Below are 17741 nucleotides of genomic sequence, written 5' to 3'. Positions count from 1 at the left end.
TGCGTCAGAAATACTCCGGATGCCGCGCCATGATCTCCTCGACCGCGGCGAGCGTCCCAGACAGATGCTCTCGGACTGCCACTTCGACGGCCACCTTGTCCCCGGCTTCGAGGGCCTCGAGTATCTGGCGGTGATAGAAGACGATATTCGCCGTCTTCCCCGGTTCGGGCAGGTTGAGATTGCGCAAACGATCGATATGGCCCGAACGCGCGGCCACCAACCGCCAGAGGTTGGCGACCCCCGTCGCTTCGCACAGCGACAGATGAAAGCGCCGATCCAACTGCGCAAAGAGCTCTAGATCCCCGTCCTGGAGCGCATTTTCCTGCCGTGAGAGGATCTGTCGGGTCGAAGCCAATGGTGCCTTATCGACCAAAGCCGCCAGGCGGCGCGTCACTTCCAACTCGATGGAGAGGCGAAGAAACTGCGTCTCGCGCGCCTGGCCGACGTCGATCTTGGAGACTTCGGTCTTGGATTGCGGATAGATGACCAGCAGGCCGTCCTGTTCGAGCTTCAGCATCGCGTCGCGAACGGGCGTCTGGCTGACGCCATAGAATTCCGCAGTCTCCCCCCGAGAGAGATTCTGCCCCGGCTTCAACTCGAGCGACACGATGCGCTCGCGCAGAGCGTGATGGATCTGGTCGCTGGCCGACATACGCCGGACAGGTGAGCCTCTGACAGGCTCACCTGTCCCCATCGTCCTCGTCATCACCGCATCGCTCATGGTCCACCTTTCGCCGAATCCAGCGATTTGTTGGCCATATAATACCCAACTTGACGCCAATACACTAATATATTAGTGCATCAGATGTGAGACGCTAATATGCGCCCGTGGAATTTCGAAGGGAGGAAACAATGAACATTGCTCGGTTCGCACTGGCTGCGTCCGCGGCGGTCGTCTTTGCCGGCGCCACCCATGCGGAAACGCTGACCATTCAAACGTCGTTCAACGCCGGCGACTTCTCGACCAAGTATTTGACCGACAATTGGCTGCCGAAGATCCAGGAAAGGACGGACGGGCGGGTCGAGGTGGAACTCACGCCGAGCGGCTCGGTGGTCCCGTCGCGGGACACACCCGAGGCGGTGGCCGCCGGCGTCATTGACGGCGATTTCACCTCCGTGAACTATTTCGCCGGTCTGGAGCCGGCCTATGCGATCATGGGCGACCTGATCTCCGGCTACGATACGCCGGAGCAGATGATTGGTTTCTGCCGCGACGGCGGCGGGGAAGAGATGATGCAAAAGGCGGCCGACTCGGTCACGGGTGGCGAAGTCACCGTGGTGGCCTGTGGGCCCTACTCCCGTGAAGCGCTCGTCGCCCGCGTCCCGATCCGCACCTTCGAGGACCTGGAAGGCAAGAAGATCCGCTCGCCGGAGGGCCTGGCGGCGGCCGTCTTCCAGGCCGCCGGCGCCTCGCCGGTCGCCATCCCCTTCTCGGAAGTCTTCGGCGCCCTGGAAAAGGGGATCGTCGATGCAGCCGACGCATCGGCCTATGTGAACAACGACGCCACCGGCCTCCACGACGTGGCGCCCTATCCGCTCTATCCCGGCATTCACTCCATGCCGTCGATGCAGTTCACCATCAACACCGAGACCTGGAAGTCGCTGTCGGAGGAAGACCGGACGGCCCTGCGGACATGGTGGTACGACGCGATGTACGCGATGACGGAAGAGGTTTCCAAGAAAGATCGGGAACTCGCCGAGCGGGATGACGCCAGCGACGACATCGAAGTCATCAACTGGTCCCAGGAAGACCGCGACCAGCTACGCGAAGTGGCCCGCGAGCAGTGGGAAGCCTACGCTCAGAAATCGGCCCTCGCCCAAGAAGCCCTTCAGGCCAACATCGACTACATGACCGAGATCGGTCTCTTCAAAGACTAGAGCCTTTTCCGCTCGGATGGAAACATCTGAGCGGCAAGAAATGGCTCCAGATTCAATAGTCCGAGCATGTCCCGTCCGGATCGAAGCGATCCGGATAAGACGGACCTGCCCAAGATGTCGACAGGGAAGTCGTCGCCACGCGATCCCGCAACCTCGCCCGATCGCGATGACCTCCCGACCGCCTTCCCGTGCTCCGCCGGACTTTCTTGTGCGGCGGCGCGCCTTTCGGGTGTGACAGCCAAGGCGCCATCCATGAGACGGATACTTTCCACCTATACCGAGCTGATGGACCGCGTCAGCGTCTTCCTCGGCCAGGCGTGCAGCGTGTTTCTCTTCGCCTGCATCGCGGTCTCGGCACTGGAGGTCGTGCTGCGCTACGGCTTCGACAGCCCGACCATCTGGTCGACGGAGTTGGCCATGGCGCTATGCGCCAGCGCGTGGGTGTTGTCGGTCGGCTACGTGACCGAACGCAGCCGCCACATCTCCATAACCATGCTTGAGCTCGTGGTCGGCCCCCGCACCTGGCACTATTTCCGCCTGTTCCAGATGCTCGTCGCCGCCGGGGCAATTTTCGTGTTGACGCTGGCGCTGTGGGATCCGGCGGTCAAGGCGATCGATCGCGTCGAGCATTCCGGCACTGCGATGAACTCCATCCAGCCAACCTATCTGAAAGCCCTGCTGGTGGTGGGCTGCATTCTCTATCTGCTGCAGCTTCTCTCCAACCTCATCCATTGGGCGCTCGGCACGGACCGGGAGGCTTCCGGTGGGCATTGAATCGATCACCTTTCTGATCGTCGCGGCGCTGCTCGCGCTGATGGCGCTCGGGGTGCCGCTTGGCATCACCACGCTAACCGTCTCGCTGGGCACAGCGCTCCTCTATTTCGGCGAACGCGCCGGCTTCTTCATCGTCTCGGCGAATGTCAGCGAGGTGCTGCACAAATACGAGCTGATCGCCGTCCCCTTCTTCGTCTTCATGGCGAATGTTCTCGAACGCTCGGGCATCGCCAAGTCGCTGTTCGATTCCATGGCGATCATGGGCGGGCGCTTTCGCGGTTCCGTGGCGGTGCAGACCTGCGTCGTCGCCGTCGTCCTGGCCGCCATGTCCGGCATCATGGGCGGCGAGATCGTCATGCTCGGACTTATCGCGCTGCCGCAGATGCTCCGGCTCGGCTATGACCGGAAACTGTCGATCGGCATCATCTGCGGGGCCGGCGCCCTGGCAACGCTCATTCCGCCATCGGTGGTCCTGATCATGTATGGCCTCGCCGCGCAGGTCTCCATCACCGAGCTGTTCGCAGCATCGGCCGTGCCCGGCCTGATCCTGGCGAGCCTGTTCATCTGCTACATTTTGGTTCGCGTGCGCCTCAACCCGGAGATGGCACCGATCTTCGACATCCCGGAGACCGGACTGCCCTTCTTCCAGCGGCTGAAATTCCTGAAAGGCGCCGTCCTTCCGGCGGCTCTGATCGCAACGGTTCTCGGGGTCATCTACTCCGGCGTGGCCACAGTGACGGAGGCCGCCGCCATCGGCGCCGTCGGGGCCCTGGCCGTGGCGGCCGTGCGCAAGGAACTCAACTGGGCGATGGCGCGCGACGCCATGCGGCAAACGGTTCTTACCGTCGGCTCGATCGTCTGGCTGGTGCTCGGGGCCGTGTCGCTGATCGGCATCTACAACCGCATTGGCGGCGGCGACTTCCTGCAAGGCATCCTGACCTCGCTCGACGTCGACCCGATTTGGGTGATCGTCGTGATGATGCTGATCGTCATGCTGCTCGGCACCTTTCTGGAGTGGATCGCGATCATCTTCATCACGGTGCCGATCTTCGCACCCGTGGTCTCCGATCTCGGCTTCGATCCGGTCTGGTTCGGCGTGCTCTTCGCCATGAACATCCAGATCTACTACCTCTCGCCGCCGTTCGGCCCGGCCTGCTTCTTCCTTAAGTCCGTGGCGCCGAAAGGAATCGAGCTGCAGGAAATCTTCGTCGCCGTTCTGCCGTTCATCGCACTGCAGACGACTGGACTTTTCCTGGTTCTCTTCTTCCCCGAGCTGGCGCTCTGGCTGCCCTCGCTGCTGGATTGAGGAGGAACGGAAAATCATGAGCGATCCCCGCTACACCCATCAGGACGAAGAGGTCTCCGCGACCGAGTACAGCGAAGAAGAACGCAGCGACCGGCACGACTTCGGCAATTGGCCGGAGCTGTTCGGCGTCCTTCTCACAGCCTTCGTCTGTTGGCTGATCTTCGCCTTCACTGGATAGCGTTATGAGTAAGACAGACCCCAAAGACCTGCGCTCCGCGCGCTGGTTCGCTCCCGACGATCTGCGCAGCTTCGGGCATCGCTCCCGAATGATGCAGCTTGGCTATTCGGAGGAGGACTTCCGCGACAAACCCGTGATCGGCGTTCTCAGCACCTGGTCCGAGCTGAACACCTGCCACTCGCATTTTCCCGAGCGCGTGCAGAACGTGAAGCGCGGCGTCACCCAGGCCGGCGGGTTCGCCGTGGAAATGCCCGCGCTTTCGGTCGACGAGAGCTTCACCAAGCCCACGTCGATGCTCTATCGCAACCTGCTGGCGATCGAGACCGAGGAAATCATCCGCTCCCATCCGCTCGACGGCGTGGTGCTGATGGGCGGTTGCGACAAGACCACGCCCGGCCTCGTCATGGGGGCGATTTCGGCAGGCGTGCCGATGATCTATCTGCCCGCCGGTCCGATGCTGCGCGGCAACTATGCCGGCAAAATCCTGGGCTCCGGGTCGGACGCTTGGAAATACTGGGACGAGCGCCGCGCCGGCAACCTCAGCGAAGCCAAATGGGTGGGTATCCAAGGCGGCATCGCCCGCTCGGCGGGAACCTGCATGACGATGGGAACCGCGGCGACGATGATGGCGATCGCCGACGCGCTGGGACTGAGCCTGCCCGGCGCGTCCTCGATCCCGGCGGTCGATTCCAGCCACCAACGCATGTCGGCCGCCTGTGGCCGGCGTATCGTGGACATGGTCTGGGAGGACCTGACTCCGGACCGGATCGTCACCGACGCCGCGTGCCGGAACGCCGCCATCGTCGCCATGGCGACCGGCTGCTCCACCAACGCGGTCGTCCACCTGATCGCCATCGCCCGGCGAGCCGGCGTCGACCTCACGCTCGACGACCTTGACGAACTCGGCCGCTCCACGCCGCTCGTCGCCAATATCCGACCCTCCGGCAGCCAGTATCTGATGGAGGACTTCTACTATGCCGGCGGCCTACGGGCTCTGATGAGGCAGCTCGGGGATCAGCTCGACGGGTCGGCACTGACGGTCACCGGCAGGACCCTCGGCGAGAATCTCGAGGGTGCGGAAGTCTACAACGACGATGTCATCCGCCCCCTGTCCAACCCGGTCTACAAAGAAGGATCCCTCGCCGTCCTAAGGGGCAACCTCTGCCCGGACGGAGCCGTCATCAAGCCGGCCGCCTGCGATCCGAAGTTCCATGTGCACGAAGGGCCGGCACTCGTCTTCGACAGCTACCCGGAGATGAAAGCGGCGGTCGAAGACGAGACCCTGAACGTTGGCCCGGACCATGTCCTGGTTCTGCGCAACGCCGGACCGCTCGGCGGCCCCGGCTTCCCGGAATGGGGCATGTTGCCGATACCCAAGGCCCTGGTCCGCCAAGGATATCGAGACATGTTGCGGATCTCCGACGCACGGATGTCCGGCACCTCCTACGGCGCCTGCATCCTCCATGTCGCGCCGGAGAGCTTCGTCGGTGGACCGCTGGCACTTCTGAAAACCGGCGACACGGTGCGCCTCGACCTGCCGAACCGCCGGTTGGACATGCTGGTCGAAGAGCACGAACTCACCCGCCGCCGCGCCGCATGGAAACAGCCGCAGGCCCGCTTCCAACGCGGCTATGGATACATGTTCTGCCAGCACGTGACGCAGGCCGATCAGGGCTGTGACTTTGACTTCCTGCAGTCGGATTTCGGCCGAGCGGCCGGAGAACCCGACATTTTCTGAGGATGCCATGACCTCCGAGGACAGCATGAGCGACTACGTTCTCTCCGAAGAGACCAAAGCCAAACTCAAGAAGGTCTCGACCGCTTCGATCGCGACGGCGCTCTATAAGCGCGGCCTGCGCAATCAGTTCGTCCAGGACGTCGTGCCGGTTTCGCGCAAGCCGGAGAACATGGTCGGGCAGGCGTTCACGCTGCGCTACATTCCTGCCCGCGAAGACCGCAACCCCATCACCGTGTTTCGCGATCCGGAGCATCCGCAGCGCGTCGCCGTGGAAACCTGCCCGCAAGGATGGGTTCTGGTCATGGACGCACGCAAAGACGCGCGTGCGGCGACCGCCGGGTCGATCCTCATCACACGCCTCGCCATCCGCGGCGTGGCGGGTGTCGTCTCCGACGGCGGCATTCGCGACGCGGAGGGGATCGGCGCCCTCGACATGCCGTCCTACTGCGCCAAACCCTCGGCACCGACCAATCTGACCCTGCACGAGGCGCTCGACATCAACGTGCCGATCGCCTGCGGCGACGCACCCGTCTTTCCCGGCGACGTGATGGTGGGAGACGGCGACGGCGTGATGGTGATCCCCGCCCACCTTGCCGACGAAATCGCCGACGAATGCACCGGCATGGAGACGTTCGAGGATTTTGTCCTGGAACAGGTGCACGCCGGCGCGGCGATCATCGGTCTCTATCCCTGCACCAAAGACGAGAACCAAGCCAAATTCGAGGAGTGGCGCCGGCGCACCGGCCGGTAGTGCGCGGTCATCCCACAGGGTCGTCCCGCCCTCATTTTTCAAGGAGCACGTTATGAGCTTTACGCCCAACGGAAAGCACCTGATCGCAGGCGACTGGCGCTCCGCAAACAGCACCTTCGCCTCCCAGCCGGTCAGCGGATCCGCGAGTGAATTTGCCCTCGGGACCGCCGCCGACGTCGACGCGGCGGTCAAGGCGGCCGAAGAGGCCTTCTGGGTCTACGGGTCTTCCAGCCGGGCGGCCCGTGCCGACTTCCTCGACGCGATAGCCGACGAGATCGAGGCACGCGGCGAGCAGATCACCGATATCGGCACCCGCGAGACCGGTCTGCCGGAGGGACGGCTCCAGGGCGAGCGGGGCCGCACGACCGGCCAGCTCCGCCTGTTCGCCAAGCACATCCGCGCCGGAGATTATCTCGACCAGCGCCACGACGAAGCCCTGCCGGACCGCCCGGCCGGACCCCGCCCGGATCTCCGCCTGATCCAGCGCCCGCTCGGCCCCGTCGCCGTGTTCGGCGCCTCCAACTTCCCGCTCGCCTTCTCCACGGCCGGCGGCGATACCGCCTCCGCGCTGGCCGCCGGTTGCCCGGTCGTGGTGAAAGGCCATCCGAGCCACCCCGGAACCGGGGAGATCGTCGCGGACGCCATCGATGCGGCGATCAAGTCGACCGGGCAGCATCCAGGCGTCTTCTCGCTGATCCAATCCAATACCAACGAGGCCGGCACAGCCCTGGTCCAACATCCGCTGATCACGGCCGTCGGCTTCACCGGTTCGCTGCGCGGCGGCCGGGCCCTGTTCGACCTCGCCAACCAGCGCGACAAGCCGATCCCGTTCTTCGGCGAACTCGGCTCGATCAACCCGGTCTTCGTGCTGCCGGAGGCCGCCAAAGCTCGCGGAAGCGACATCGGCAAGGCCTGGGCGGGATCGTTGTGCATGGGCGTCGGCCAGTTCTGCACCAATCCCGGCATCGTGCTGATCGAGGACGGAGCACCGGCCGATGCGTTCGAGACCGCGGCCGCCGAAGCCCTCGGCGAGACCCAGCCGCAACCAATGTTGTCGGAGGGAATCGCGGAGGCCTATCGTAAGGGGCGCGACACGCTCAGGAACGTCAACACGGTCCGCGCGAAGCTCCAGTCCGACGGCTCGGGGCGCACCGCCGCCCCCGACTTCTACGTGACCGACGGCGATACGCTGCTTGCCAACCCAGAACTCTCCGAGGAGGTGTTCGGTCCGTTCGGCCTTCTGGTGCGCGTGAGAGGCGTCGAGCAAATGCTGGACATCGCCCGAGCCATGGACGGACAGCTCACCTGCACGCTGCAGATGGACGGTGGCGACCACAAGGCCGCCGGAAAACTGGTGCCCGTCCTGGAGCGCAAGGCCGGCCGGATTCTGGCCAACGGCTTTCCCACCGGGGTCGAAGTCGCCGACGCCATGATGCACGGCGGCCCCTACCCGGCCAGCACCAACCCGTCGACCACCTCCGTGGGCACCCTCGCTATCCGCCGCTTTCTGCGTCCGGTCTGCTACCAGAACATCCCGGAGGATTTGCTGCCCGACGATCTGCGTTGATGAACCAGACCGGGTCCCGTGGGCTGCATTCATCGCTTGGAGAGCCGGTGCCGATGGTCTACACAAACAAAGCCATCGGCTCTTCTGCCACGCGAAGACATGCTCGATCGCCGAGCGCCCTTTGAGCGTCGGTCCTTGTCCGCCGAGTTTTTTGCGCGACATGCCTCTTGCAGGAAACGTCGGAATATATGGTCGGAGAGAAGACCGCATTCCCCGGCGGAAAAATGGAAACCACATTTCCTAGGTCATGGACTCATAAAATCCGGAAGTCCGGATATATAAACTGACGACCACTCCGTCTTCGGGCCACCCGATCAGGGTAATCATTGTGGGTGGACGGGAGCCGCGCCGTTAGAGCAAAAGGAAATGCGCCAAGGGGCGCGTTTTCGAACGGACACTCAAACGGTTGTCATTTCAAAGAATGGGATCCATGTCCGAGGCGCTTAACCTTTCAGATTTTCCGCTGCACGCACATGACACGTTGCGCTACGCGGACACGGACCGGCAGGGGCACGTGAACAATGCGGTGTTTTCGACTTTCTTCGAAACCGGCCGGGTTCAATTTCTCTACGATCCCGAGCGACCCCTCATCGAACCCGGCTTCGCCTTCGTGATCGCAAGCCTCTATATCGACTTTCTGTCCGAAGTGACCTGGCCCGGGACGGTCTCGATTGGAACGCGGGTTGCCGGTATCGGTCGAAGCTCCCTGAAGCTGGAGCAGGGCCTCTTCCAAGATACGACCTGCGCAGCCACCGCCAAAAGCGTGATCGTCCTGGTGAACGAAGCGACCCGCCGATCTCATCCGTTCGACACAGACACGATCGAACGTCTTTCGGCACTAACGGCCCCCTGAAGACGCGCGCTCGGTCGACAGTGTGTTCGGGGTCGCACAGAGACCGCCCCTCCGTCTTGGGTGGCGAAGGAGCGCCTCACGAGGACGCAGTGCGCTCTTCCTGCATGATCTGCCACTTGCCGAGTTCGGCGAAATCCGGCGCAACGCCAAGCCCCGGCTCGTTCGATAGCTGCATCGCGCCGCCGGCCATTTGAGGAAATGGCTGCGCCATCAAGGTCCGGAGCGGATTGTCGTTGCTGTCGACCTCGAGCATTCCGGTCCCACCGACGGCCGCCAAAAGATGGGCGGACGCAACCAGGCCCAAACCGCCGCCGAGATAATGGGGACAGTAGCGAGCGCCGGACGCCTGCACATCCGCAGCGACCGTCCGGCACATCGAAAGCCCTCCCCACTTGCAGATGTCCGGTTGAATCACGCCAAGACAGCCCGCCTCGATCACGCGCCGGAATCCGGCCATCGATCCGATGTTTTCGCCGGCCGCGATCGGGAACCGCGCTTCGCGGCCAAGCAACTGCCAATCCTCCAGCGCGACATCGGCCCGCACGGGCTCTTCCAGCCAGGTAATCGGCAGGTCATCGAGCGCTCGGATCATGCGCCGCGCCACGCCAACATCCCACGCCTGATTGGCATCGAGCATCAGCTCCTCGCCCGGACCCAACTCGGCACAGAGGCCACGAACGAGGGCCGTGTCGTGTTCCTCGCCGAAGCCGACTTTCACCTTGAAGGCCGAAAAACCTTGCGCGCGCGCCCGCTCGATCGCCTCCATTGCGCCGCTTGGATTGATGCCGCTCGCGTAGATGGGCACCCGGCTCACGGACCGCTCCCCCAGAAGCGAGCGAAGCGTCACCTGGCGGTGGCGAGCGACCAAATCCCAAATCGCGATATCAACGGCGGAAATGCATTGCGCAAGCGGGCCTGGCTCACCCGCTTGGATGGCCAGCACTCTCGTTCGCCCAGAAAGTTCGCTGAACATGGCCATCGGCGATGACCATGACCGGTCGAGCACAAGCGGCGCAATCACGGTGCTCAATAGATTGACCCGGTGTTCGGCGCCGCAGTCGGGGAAATTGCACCAGGCCTCGCCCCATCCAACCGTTCCGTGCTCGTCTTCCACCCCGACCATAACGGCGGTTCGGCTGTTCATCGTGCCGAACGACGTGAACACTGGTCGGTCGATCGGTACACGAAAGGCCCAGATCCGCATCCGTGCCAGGCGAGGCACGATGAGGTCTCTTTCCCGATCTGTCTGGCTCATGAGACCCTCACTCACATTCAAACGAAACGGCACGCCACACCGGGCCGATCGCGGCCTCCTCGTAGGACGCCGCGTCCAACCGGGCCAGGGTTCCCTCGTCTTCCTACTGCCCGAACCCGGCCAGGTGCGGCAGCCAAAGCGTCAGCGCCGGCACATAGGCCATGATCAGCAATGCCGCGATCAGTGGGATCAGGAACGGCAGGACGGCCACCGACACCCGGACCAACGAGAGACCCGTAAGGTCGCGGATGATGAACAGAGAGAGACCCATAGGCGGCGTGTATTGGCCGAGCATAATCGCGAAAACCATGACGACGCCCAGATGAATCGGGTCGAAGCCATAGTTGCTTACCGCGATCGGCAAGAGCATCGGTGCCAGAATCAGCAACAAAATTGCATTTTCGATCACGGCGCCCAACACCAGCAGCACGATGATCAGAACGAGAAGGAACAACCAACCGCTCTCGAAAGTCTCTCCGAGATAGGAGGCGACGTCCTGCGTCATCTGGCCGACGGTCAACACCCATCCGAACAGAAGCGCGGTGGTGATCACGAACAACAGCTTGGTAGCGGAGATCGCGACGCTGCGGAAAAGCTGGGGCACTTCGCGCCACGGCAGATCCCGGTAGATGACCGCGGCGATGAAGAAGGCGTAGAGGACGGCGGCGGCGGCAGCTTCCGTCGGGCTGAAAACGCCGAACGTCATGCCGCCCACGATGATGACCGGGGTGAGCAGCGCGGGGAGCGCGACGACAAACGCTCCCGCAAGCGCCCTCCAGCCGCCCCAGGCGGTGGTAAAATAGCCCTCTCGCTTGCCGACGATGTAGACATAGCACATCAGCAATCCGGCGATCAGAAACGCGGGAAGGACGCCGCCCAAGAACATTCCGACCACCGACACCTCGGCAATGACCGCAAACAGAACCATCGGCACGCTGGGCGGCAGGATCGGTCCGATGGCGGACGAGGCGAGAGTGATACCGATGGCGAAATCGGTCTTGTAGCCGTTCTCCTTCATCGTCTTGAGCTGCATCGGCCCGAGCCCCGCAACATCGGCAAGCACCGAGCCCGACATTCCCGCGAAGATCAGGCTCGCGGCGATGTTGACGTGCCCGAGACCGCCGGGGATACGGCCAACGGCGAGATTGGCAAACCGAAAGATCCGCGGCGTAATCCCGCCCAGGTTCATGAGCATTCCAGCCAGCATGAAAAGCGGAATGGCCATGAACGTGAACTTGTCGAGAGACAGCGCCATTTCCTGCGCCGCCAACGACAATGGAAAGTCATTGACGATCAGGTAGAAGAACGCGCACGCGCCGAGCGCGAAGGCGACCTGAAACCCACCCATGACAAGGACAAGGCTGACGATCAGCAGCCCCAGAAGCAACGGATCCATCAGCGTTCATTCCCGGAAAACTGTGCCCGAAACCTGACAAAGATCCCCCAAAGGAAGTAGGCCGCCATCAGCAAAGCCGTAATCGGCACTATGACGACAATGTAGCTGTAGGGGATTTGTAGAGCGGGCGTTCTGTCGAAGCGCATATTGTCGATCAGCTGATAGCCGCCGACCGCAAGCAGAAGAAGAAAGACGATGCTGATCGTGTCGTAGACGGTGTGCATGACCAGGCGGACGCGCTGACCGCAGATCTCGTCCAAAAGCTCCACGCGAACGTGCTGATCCTTCCGAACTAGCCATGCCGAACCGATGAAGGTCATCCAGATCAGAATGATGGCCGACACTTCCTCAACCCACGGCAAGGGGCTGTTCAGAAAGTATCGCGATACGACCTGCGCTGCGGACAAGGCGATAAACAAGAACAGACAAACCGCGGCGATGTCGATTTCAACATTCCGGAAATAAGAACGAAAGCGGCGGCGCGTTGGTCGCGCGTCGAGGTCCGTCTGCTCGGTCACGGAAACCACCTGAGGTGCGAGTGAGGGTTCATGAAGGCAGGTGAGAGGGCCTCCCCCTCACCTGCGACGCCCCCTACCGTCCAAGGGCGCTGCTGACGGCGTCTGAGGTGCCCTCGGGCCAGATCTCACCGTCGAAGGTTTCCGCGACTTCGGCGCGCACCGCTTCCTTGAAGGCCGCGAGATCGAGGCCGTCCTCGGGCGCAATGACCTGCATACCGCGCTCCGTGAAGGCATTGACCAGTTCCGCCTCTTCCTCCTGAGTGAGGCGGGTGCCGACTTCACAGCTTTCATCGGCGGCGGCTTGCACCGCGTCCCGGTCTTGCTCGTCAAGCTCTTGCCAGGCGCGCTCATTGATCGCGACCGGCAGCGCGACCAGTTGATGACCGGTCAGCATCAGATAGTCCTGGACCTCGTAGATTCGCTGTCTGTCGATCGTCGACAGCGGATTCTCCTGCCCATCGATCACGCCCTGCTGCAGGCCCTGGAAGATCTCCGAAAAAGGAACCGGCGTCGGCGTTCCCCCGAGGCCACGGACCACGGACATCGAACTCGGGTGCGGGACGGCCCGGATCTTCAGCCCAGCCAGATCTTCTCGGGATTTGACCGGCGTATCGCTCGTCGTCAGATGGCGCGTGCCGTAAAGGAAGCTGCAGAGCACCCGCAGTCCCCCCTCCTCGCGCAAGCGCTCGGCCCATGCCTTCCCGAGGTCAGGATGCTCCAGGATCTGCTGCTGTTCGTCGAAGCCGTTGAACATGTAGCCCGCGACGTAGATCGACAGCTCAGGCACGATATCCGCCAACATCGGATAGGGCGTCATCACAACGTCGACACTACCGCTTCGCGCGCTGGAGAACAGCTTACGGTCATTGCCTAGCTGGCTCGACGGGAAGGTCTGCACCTGCACGCGGCCGTCGGTGCTGGCTTCGACCTTCTCGCGGAACATCTCGGCCACGTGGCCCGGCGGCGACTTTGGCGAGTGAACGTAGGCGAAGCGAAGCGTCGTATCCGCCGTTGCAAGGCCAGACGTTGCCAAGAAGGCGACGGCACTTCCAAGTATGGCGATCCGTTTTTTCATGATGTTTTCCTCCCTTTATTTGCCCGATCGAGGTCAGGTCTGTTCGATTCCGATCAGCCGCCCATAGCTCGGATCGATGTCGGCGCGCACGACCTGGTTCCGAAGTCGTCCGACCCCCTCGAACTCGACTTCGATTTCATCGCCGGCCTCGATCGGTCCAGCCGGCGGCGACGCACCGGTGACGATGTCGCCGGGATAGAGCGTCATGAAATTGGAGACGTAGGAAATGATCTCTGCGAACGAGCGGCGCATTTCGCGGGTGCTGGACTCGCACACGAGTTCGCCGTTTCGCCAACGTCGGGCCTGAAGGTCGTAGACGCTCTTCGGCAGAGCCTCCTTCGCCAGGATCCAAGGGCCGACCGGCGCGAACGTCTCCATGTTCTTGCCGAGCATGTGATAAGGTCGCGGCCCCAGATTCTCGAGCGTGTGCCCCGTGATGTCGTTGACGATCGTGTAGCCGAAGATCGCCTTCTCCGCCTCGTCCTCCGAGACATGCCGGCACTTCTGGCCGATGACGCAGGAAAGCTCCCATTCCTGGTAGAAGACGCCATAGCCTTCCGGGATCTCGACATTGTCGTCATGAGCGACGACGCAATCGGGAGATTTCAGAAAGAAGGCCGGCACGGGAAGCTCGGGCAGATTGAGGATTCGACGATAGTCCTCGTAGTTGCCCCCGACACAGATCATCTTCCCGGGCCTGATCGGTGCACCGTACCGGATGCCAGAGGACTCCAGAAAAGCTCCGGCCGGAAGCGCCCCCTCATCGGCCTCACGCGCGATCTGGCGAACCGTTTCGATCGCCCCCTCCCCCGACTGCAGGATCTGAAGCAGGCTTGAGGATAGGTCCGGGCGGGCGGCCGCGATATCGATCACCCCGCCGTCTACAAACAGACCTGCCCGAAATTCGGTGGCCCGATCGCCCGAGCCGAAACTCCCCAGCTTCATTGGCTGTCCTCGCTGTCCCTGATCCTGTGTCGCATCGACCGTGACCGCCCCTCGGCACCCGAGAAAACGGCGCAGGCAACGTCGAAATCACAAAAAACCCTATTGTGGGACTTTAGGACTTGTCAACCGCGCGTACCGATGACATTCCGAGACTCTCGCTCGGTCAAGGTCGTCCGGACGCCGGATCACGGCCATAGCCAGCGAAGTCCTGCACTGCGGTCGAAATGGGAGGTAAAGCGATGCTCATCGCCAACGAATTCAAGCGACGTCTGCTGGCCAAGGAAGCAATGGTCGGGACATGGTGCATGTCCGGATCCGCCAATGTCGTAGAAGCGATGGGCTGGACTGGATTCGACTTTCTCACGATCGACGGAGAGCACGGGCTCTACAGTCACGGCGAGATTCTCAACAGCCTGCGCGCGCTCGCCTCAACGCCGACCATGCCCATCGTCCGCGTCCCGAACCGCGAGCCCTCCCATGCGAAACACCTGCTCGATATCGGAGTGCAGTCCTTTCTCGTACCGATGGTCGAAACGGTCGAGGATGCGAAAGCTTTCGTCGACGCCACACGCTACCCTCCGCAGGGACACCGCGGCTTTGCCCTGATGCATCGCGGCAGTCGTTATCTGACGGTCGACGATTACGCACAGATCGCCAATGACGAAATCTGCGTCGTGGTGCAGCTTGAAAGCCGCGACGCGATCGACCGATTGGAAGACATTGCCGCTGTACCGGGCATCGACGCCGTCTTCGTCGGACCGGGCGATCTTTCCGCCTCGATGGGGTTTGTCGGCCAGCCGTCTCACGCCGACATCCTCAATATCGTTCAGCAGGTCGCCAAGCGCTCTGCCGCCATCGAGGTTCCGTGCGGCATCCTGTTCAATCGGCCCGACCTCGCGCAAGATGCGCTGGCCGCGGGTTACACCATGGTCGCAGTGGGCAACGATCTCGGCTTCCTAACCAGCACGGCTCGCGCGACCGCCAAGGGTTTCAAACATTGACGCCGTGCGGGGTCCGGAATTTAGCTGTTCGACAACCCTTGGGCGACAGGCGGCACGGGGCGACTGTTGCGCGTCGTCCCAGATGCCGTGCCTCGCGCCTGCAGACCGCGTTGAACGGGCGGTTACGTGCGCATGAACTCTAGCGAAAGTCCGTTTTCCAGAAGCAAAATCCCGTTGTATCTTCAGGTGGCGGAACAATTCCGCCTCCGAATAGAGCGCGGAGTCTGGCTGCCCGGCCAACAGTTGCCCGTTCTCAAGGATTTGCAGGCAGAATTGGGCCTTGCCCGCGTCACGATCCGACAGGCCTTCGAAGTTCTGGAGCAGCGCGGGCTCGTGCATCGCCATCGAGGGCGCGGAACGTTTGTCGCAGATCGGATCGAGAGCCGCCCGGAACATGTGTTGCCGGGGAACTGGTCGGAATTGGTCGCCTCGCTCCGTCCGATCGAAGCCAAGCTGCTCGAAGGGCCGCAGCGCGCCACGTCGATTTCGCCGGCACCGAGCTTCGATCTCGAGCCCGACTTTTCCGCTTGGCACCTGCAACGCCTCCACCTGATCGACAAGCACCCCTATTGCCTGATCGATATCTACATCGACGACGAGATCTACGCGAAGGACAGCAGCGCCTTCACACAGAAGCCGGTCATCACGGTCCTCGATCAGAAATATCGTCACCTCATCGGCGCCGTGAACCAGGTCGTGACGTTTTCGATCTCCGACGAACGCCTCGCCGAGGCGCTCGGAATCGAATTGGGGCAACCCGTCGTCAAGATCGAACGGATCGTGAAAACCCGTTCAGGATCGACGATCCTTTACACATCTTCGCAATACTCTGGTGTCGACGTGCGGATTAACATGGATATCTCACCGCCTCCTGAGCCATCCTGGTCGTCATAGGATCCTTCCCCCGACGCATGAAGCTCCCAGGGTCAGGACCCATAAATCCGGCGATCTCAAACCGTATTCGTCGAAAAGCTCACTTGAAGCCAAACGTTCGTGCGCCTGCGATCGCATGGAATATGCCGCCCTTCAGAGCTCATCCCAGGAGCTCACGCGGTCGTCCAAAACCTGCGCTTCCAGAACGGCTTCCTGGTGCGAGATCTTTTGCGCAAGCTTGAGGATTTCGGCGGCCCGGTCCTTCGGGATGCAGACGACGCCCGACCCGTCGGCAACGATAAGGTCGCCCGGCCCAATCGTGCAGCGGCCAATGGTGATCGGCTCGTTGATCGACCCGAACGTGAATTCGTTTCGGCTGCGGCGCGGGCAGACGCCTGTCGACCAGACTGGGTAGCCGCAGCCCCGGATCTCCTCGGCATCGCGGCACGTCCCCCAAAGCACCGTTCCGCGCACGCCCTTGCGCTGAGCAAGCTGTGCCGCCAGTCCGCCCCAGGCCGATGCATCACTCGCGCCGTCGAGATCCATGACCACGACATGACCGTTGGCCATGGTCTTGAGCACCTGCTCGAGCGGCTTGCCGACGCCACCGCCGAAACGCCAGGCATCGGGATCGCCGCTTTTCCTCTGAAACCTCACCGGCAGCGCCTTGCCAGAAATACGTGGCTGTTCGTGCCGCAGCGGCTGGATGCCGGACAGAACCCCGTAGAGCCCCAACTCGTCCATGGCGTCAGACAGACATGACGTTGGGAATTGCCGGAATTCGGCTGCAAACGCTTCTTTGCTCATGGGAAATCGCTTTCGATGAGATCGGTGGAAAACGCCTTTAGAACGTGATGTTCGCGGCCCCACCGTCGACGAGGATGTTCTGGCCGACGATGTATCCGGCATGCGTGGAACACAGGAAGGCGCAGACGCGGCCGAACTCTTCCGGAGAGCCGTAACGACGTGCCGGTATGGCGGCCTGTTTGCGCCGGGTGACTTCGTCGACGTCTATCCCCTCGCTCTTCGCCATACCGGCGTCGAGGGAAGACGCCCTGTCCGTCGCATGAAGCCCGGGCAACAGATTGTTGATGATGACGCCATCCTGGGCCACCTGCCGCGCGGTCCCGGCCACGAAACCGGTGAGACCGGTGCGGGCGGAATTGGAGAGCCCGAGCCGTGGGCGCGGCGACTTCACCGCTTCGGAGGTGATATTTACCACCCGCCCCCACTTGCGCTCCATCATGGACGGCATCAACGCTTGCATCAGCGCGATCGGCGTCAGCATGTTGGCATCGAAAGCGGAGATGAAATCGTCCCGGTCCCAATCGATCCAGTTGCCGGGCGGAGGACCGGCGGCATTCGTCACCAGAATGTCGATCTCGCCGGCTTGCGAGAGGACCTCTTCGCGCCCCTCCGGCTTTGTGATGTCGGCCGCGACGGCCGTCACATCGGTACCGTAGACTTCGCCGACTTCATCGGCTGTCTTTCGAAGCACGTCCACGCTTCTGCCGTTCATCACGAGTGCGCAGCCGGCCTCGGCGAGCGCTTCGGCGCATCCCCTGCCGAGCCCTCGCGACGAGGCGCAGACCAGCGCCCTCTTACCGGCAATTCCCAAGTCCATGTCTCACCT

Annotated in this window: 18 protein-coding genes; 10 read left to right on the top strand and 8 right to left on the bottom strand. The window is 62.6% G+C overall.

The window, feature by feature from the left end; translation table 11 throughout:
* Nucleotides 1-4: 4 nt before the first annotated feature.
* Nucleotides 5-721, bottom strand: coding sequence for a GntR family transcriptional regulator (locus HNS03_RS15480; protein ID WP_367196500.1), 717 nt, complete (start codon nucleotides 719-721; stop codon nucleotides 5-7).
* A 131-nt stretch (nucleotides 722-852) separates the two neighbouring features.
* Here HNS03_RS15480 and dctP point away from each other — a divergent pair, with 131 nt between their 5' ends.
* From dctP to HNS03_RS15440, 8 genes are all read left to right on the top strand, one after another.
* Nucleotides 853-1878 carry a TRAP transporter substrate-binding protein DctP gene (gene dctP, locus HNS03_RS15475; RefSeq protein WP_367196499.1) on the top strand — a complete coding sequence of 342 codons (1026 nt, stop codon included), beginning with the start codon at nucleotides 853-855 and terminating at the stop codon, nucleotides 1876-1878.
* 252 nt (nucleotides 1879-2130) lie between these two features.
* Entirely contained in the window at nucleotides 2131-2652 is a 522-nt protein-coding gene (locus tag HNS03_RS15470) for a TRAP transporter small permease subunit (RefSeq protein WP_367196497.1), read from the top strand.
* Nucleotides 2642-3958 carry a TRAP transporter large permease subunit gene (locus HNS03_RS15465; protein ID WP_367196495.1) on the top strand — a complete coding sequence of 439 codons (1317 nt, stop codon included), beginning with the start codon at nucleotides 2642-2644 and terminating at the stop codon, nucleotides 3956-3958. The genes HNS03_RS15470 and HNS03_RS15465 overlap by 11 nt, the downstream gene beginning before the upstream one ends.
* Before the next feature lie 16 nt (nucleotides 3959-3974).
* Nucleotides 3975-4136, top strand: coding sequence for a hypothetical protein (locus HNS03_RS15460; protein ID WP_367196493.1), 162 nt, complete (start codon nucleotides 3975-3977; stop codon nucleotides 4134-4136).
* A 4-nt stretch (nucleotides 4137-4140) separates the two neighbouring features.
* Nucleotides 4141-5874, top strand: a complete 1734-nt coding sequence (araD, locus tag HNS03_RS15455; RefSeq protein ID WP_367196492.1) for an L-arabinonate dehydratase — start codon at nucleotides 4141-4143, stop codon at nucleotides 5872-5874.
* Between the two features lie 25 nt (nucleotides 5875-5899).
* Nucleotides 5900-6625: a ribonuclease activity regulator RraA gene (locus HNS03_RS15450; RefSeq protein WP_367196601.1), complete on the top strand. Its 726-nt coding sequence runs from the start codon at nucleotides 5900-5902 to the stop codon at nucleotides 6623-6625.
* Between the two features lie 52 nt (nucleotides 6626-6677).
* A complete protein-coding gene (locus tag HNS03_RS15445; RefSeq protein WP_367196490.1) occupies nucleotides 6678-8192 on the top strand; it encodes an aldehyde dehydrogenase (NADP(+)) in 1515 nt (504 codons plus the stop codon).
* 430 nt (nucleotides 8193-8622) lie between these two features.
* Nucleotides 8623-9045, top strand: a complete 423-nt coding sequence (locus HNS03_RS15440; protein ID WP_367196488.1) for an acyl-CoA thioesterase — start codon at nucleotides 8623-8625, stop codon at nucleotides 9043-9045.
* A gap of 76 nt (nucleotides 9046-9121) precedes the next feature.
* On the opposite strand, the gene HNS03_RS15435 is transcribed toward HNS03_RS15440, so the two are convergent.
* The 5 genes from HNS03_RS15435 to HNS03_RS15415 all read right to left on the bottom strand — a co-directional run bounded on the left by HNS03_RS15435 (nucleotide 9122) and on the right by HNS03_RS15415 (nucleotide 14234).
* On the bottom strand, nucleotides 9122-10300 hold the full coding sequence (locus HNS03_RS15435) for a mandelate racemase/muconate lactonizing enzyme family protein (RefSeq protein WP_367196487.1): 1179 nt from the start codon (nucleotides 10298-10300) through the stop codon (nucleotides 9122-9124).
* A 103-nt stretch (nucleotides 10301-10403) separates the two neighbouring features.
* A complete protein-coding gene (locus tag HNS03_RS15430; RefSeq protein WP_367196485.1) occupies nucleotides 10404-11696 on the bottom strand; it encodes a TRAP transporter large permease in 1293 nt (430 codons plus the stop codon).
* Nucleotides 11696-12214 (bottom strand): TRAP transporter small permease, encoded by a 519-nt coding sequence (locus HNS03_RS15425; RefSeq protein WP_367196484.1) that lies wholly within the window; start codon nucleotides 12212-12214, stop codon nucleotides 11696-11698. The genes HNS03_RS15430 and HNS03_RS15425 overlap by 1 nt, the downstream gene beginning before the upstream one ends.
* A gap of 73 nt (nucleotides 12215-12287) precedes the next feature.
* The gene (locus HNS03_RS15420) at nucleotides 12288-13289 is read right to left on the bottom strand and encodes a TRAP transporter substrate-binding protein (protein ID WP_367196482.1); all 1002 of its coding nucleotides are present in this window, start codon (nucleotides 13287-13289) and stop codon (nucleotides 12288-12290) included.
* Nucleotides 13290-13322: 33 nt separating this feature from the next.
* Nucleotides 13323-14234, bottom strand: a complete 912-nt coding sequence (locus HNS03_RS15415) for a fumarylacetoacetate hydrolase family protein (protein ID WP_367196481.1) — start codon at nucleotides 14232-14234, stop codon at nucleotides 13323-13325.
* Nucleotides 14235-14473: 239 nt separating this feature from the next.
* On the opposite strand from HNS03_RS15415, the gene HNS03_RS15410 reads away from it, so the two are divergent.
* Nucleotides 14474-15235, top strand: coding sequence for an HpcH/HpaI aldolase/citrate lyase family protein (locus tag HNS03_RS15410; protein WP_367196479.1), 762 nt, complete (start codon nucleotides 14474-14476; stop codon nucleotides 15233-15235).
* Nucleotides 15236-15409: 174 nt separating this feature from the next.
* Nucleotides 15410-16129 (top strand): GntR family transcriptional regulator, encoded by a 720-nt coding sequence (locus HNS03_RS15405; protein WP_367196477.1) that lies wholly within the window; start codon nucleotides 15410-15412, stop codon nucleotides 16127-16129.
* A gap of 132 nt (nucleotides 16130-16261) precedes the next feature.
* Here HNS03_RS15405 and HNS03_RS15400 read toward each other — a convergent pair whose 3' ends face one another.
* Nucleotides 16262-16915, bottom strand: a complete 654-nt coding sequence (locus HNS03_RS15400; protein ID WP_367196475.1) for an RraA family protein — start codon at nucleotides 16913-16915, stop codon at nucleotides 16262-16264.
* A 37-nt stretch (nucleotides 16916-16952) separates the two neighbouring features.
* On the bottom strand, nucleotides 16953-17732 hold the full coding sequence (locus HNS03_RS15395; RefSeq protein WP_367196473.1) for an SDR family oxidoreductase: 780 nt from the start codon (nucleotides 17730-17732) through the stop codon (nucleotides 16953-16955).
* Nucleotides 17733-17741: the final 9 nt, after the last annotated feature.

It is taken from the genome of Amorphus sp. 3PC139-8 (genome assembly GCF_040750475.1).
Taxonomy (GTDB): Bacteria; Pseudomonadota; Alphaproteobacteria; order Rhizobiales; family Amorphaceae; genus Amorphus.
Note: the sequence above shows the minus strand (reverse complement) of the source record. Positions and strands in the feature narration are given on the sequence as shown.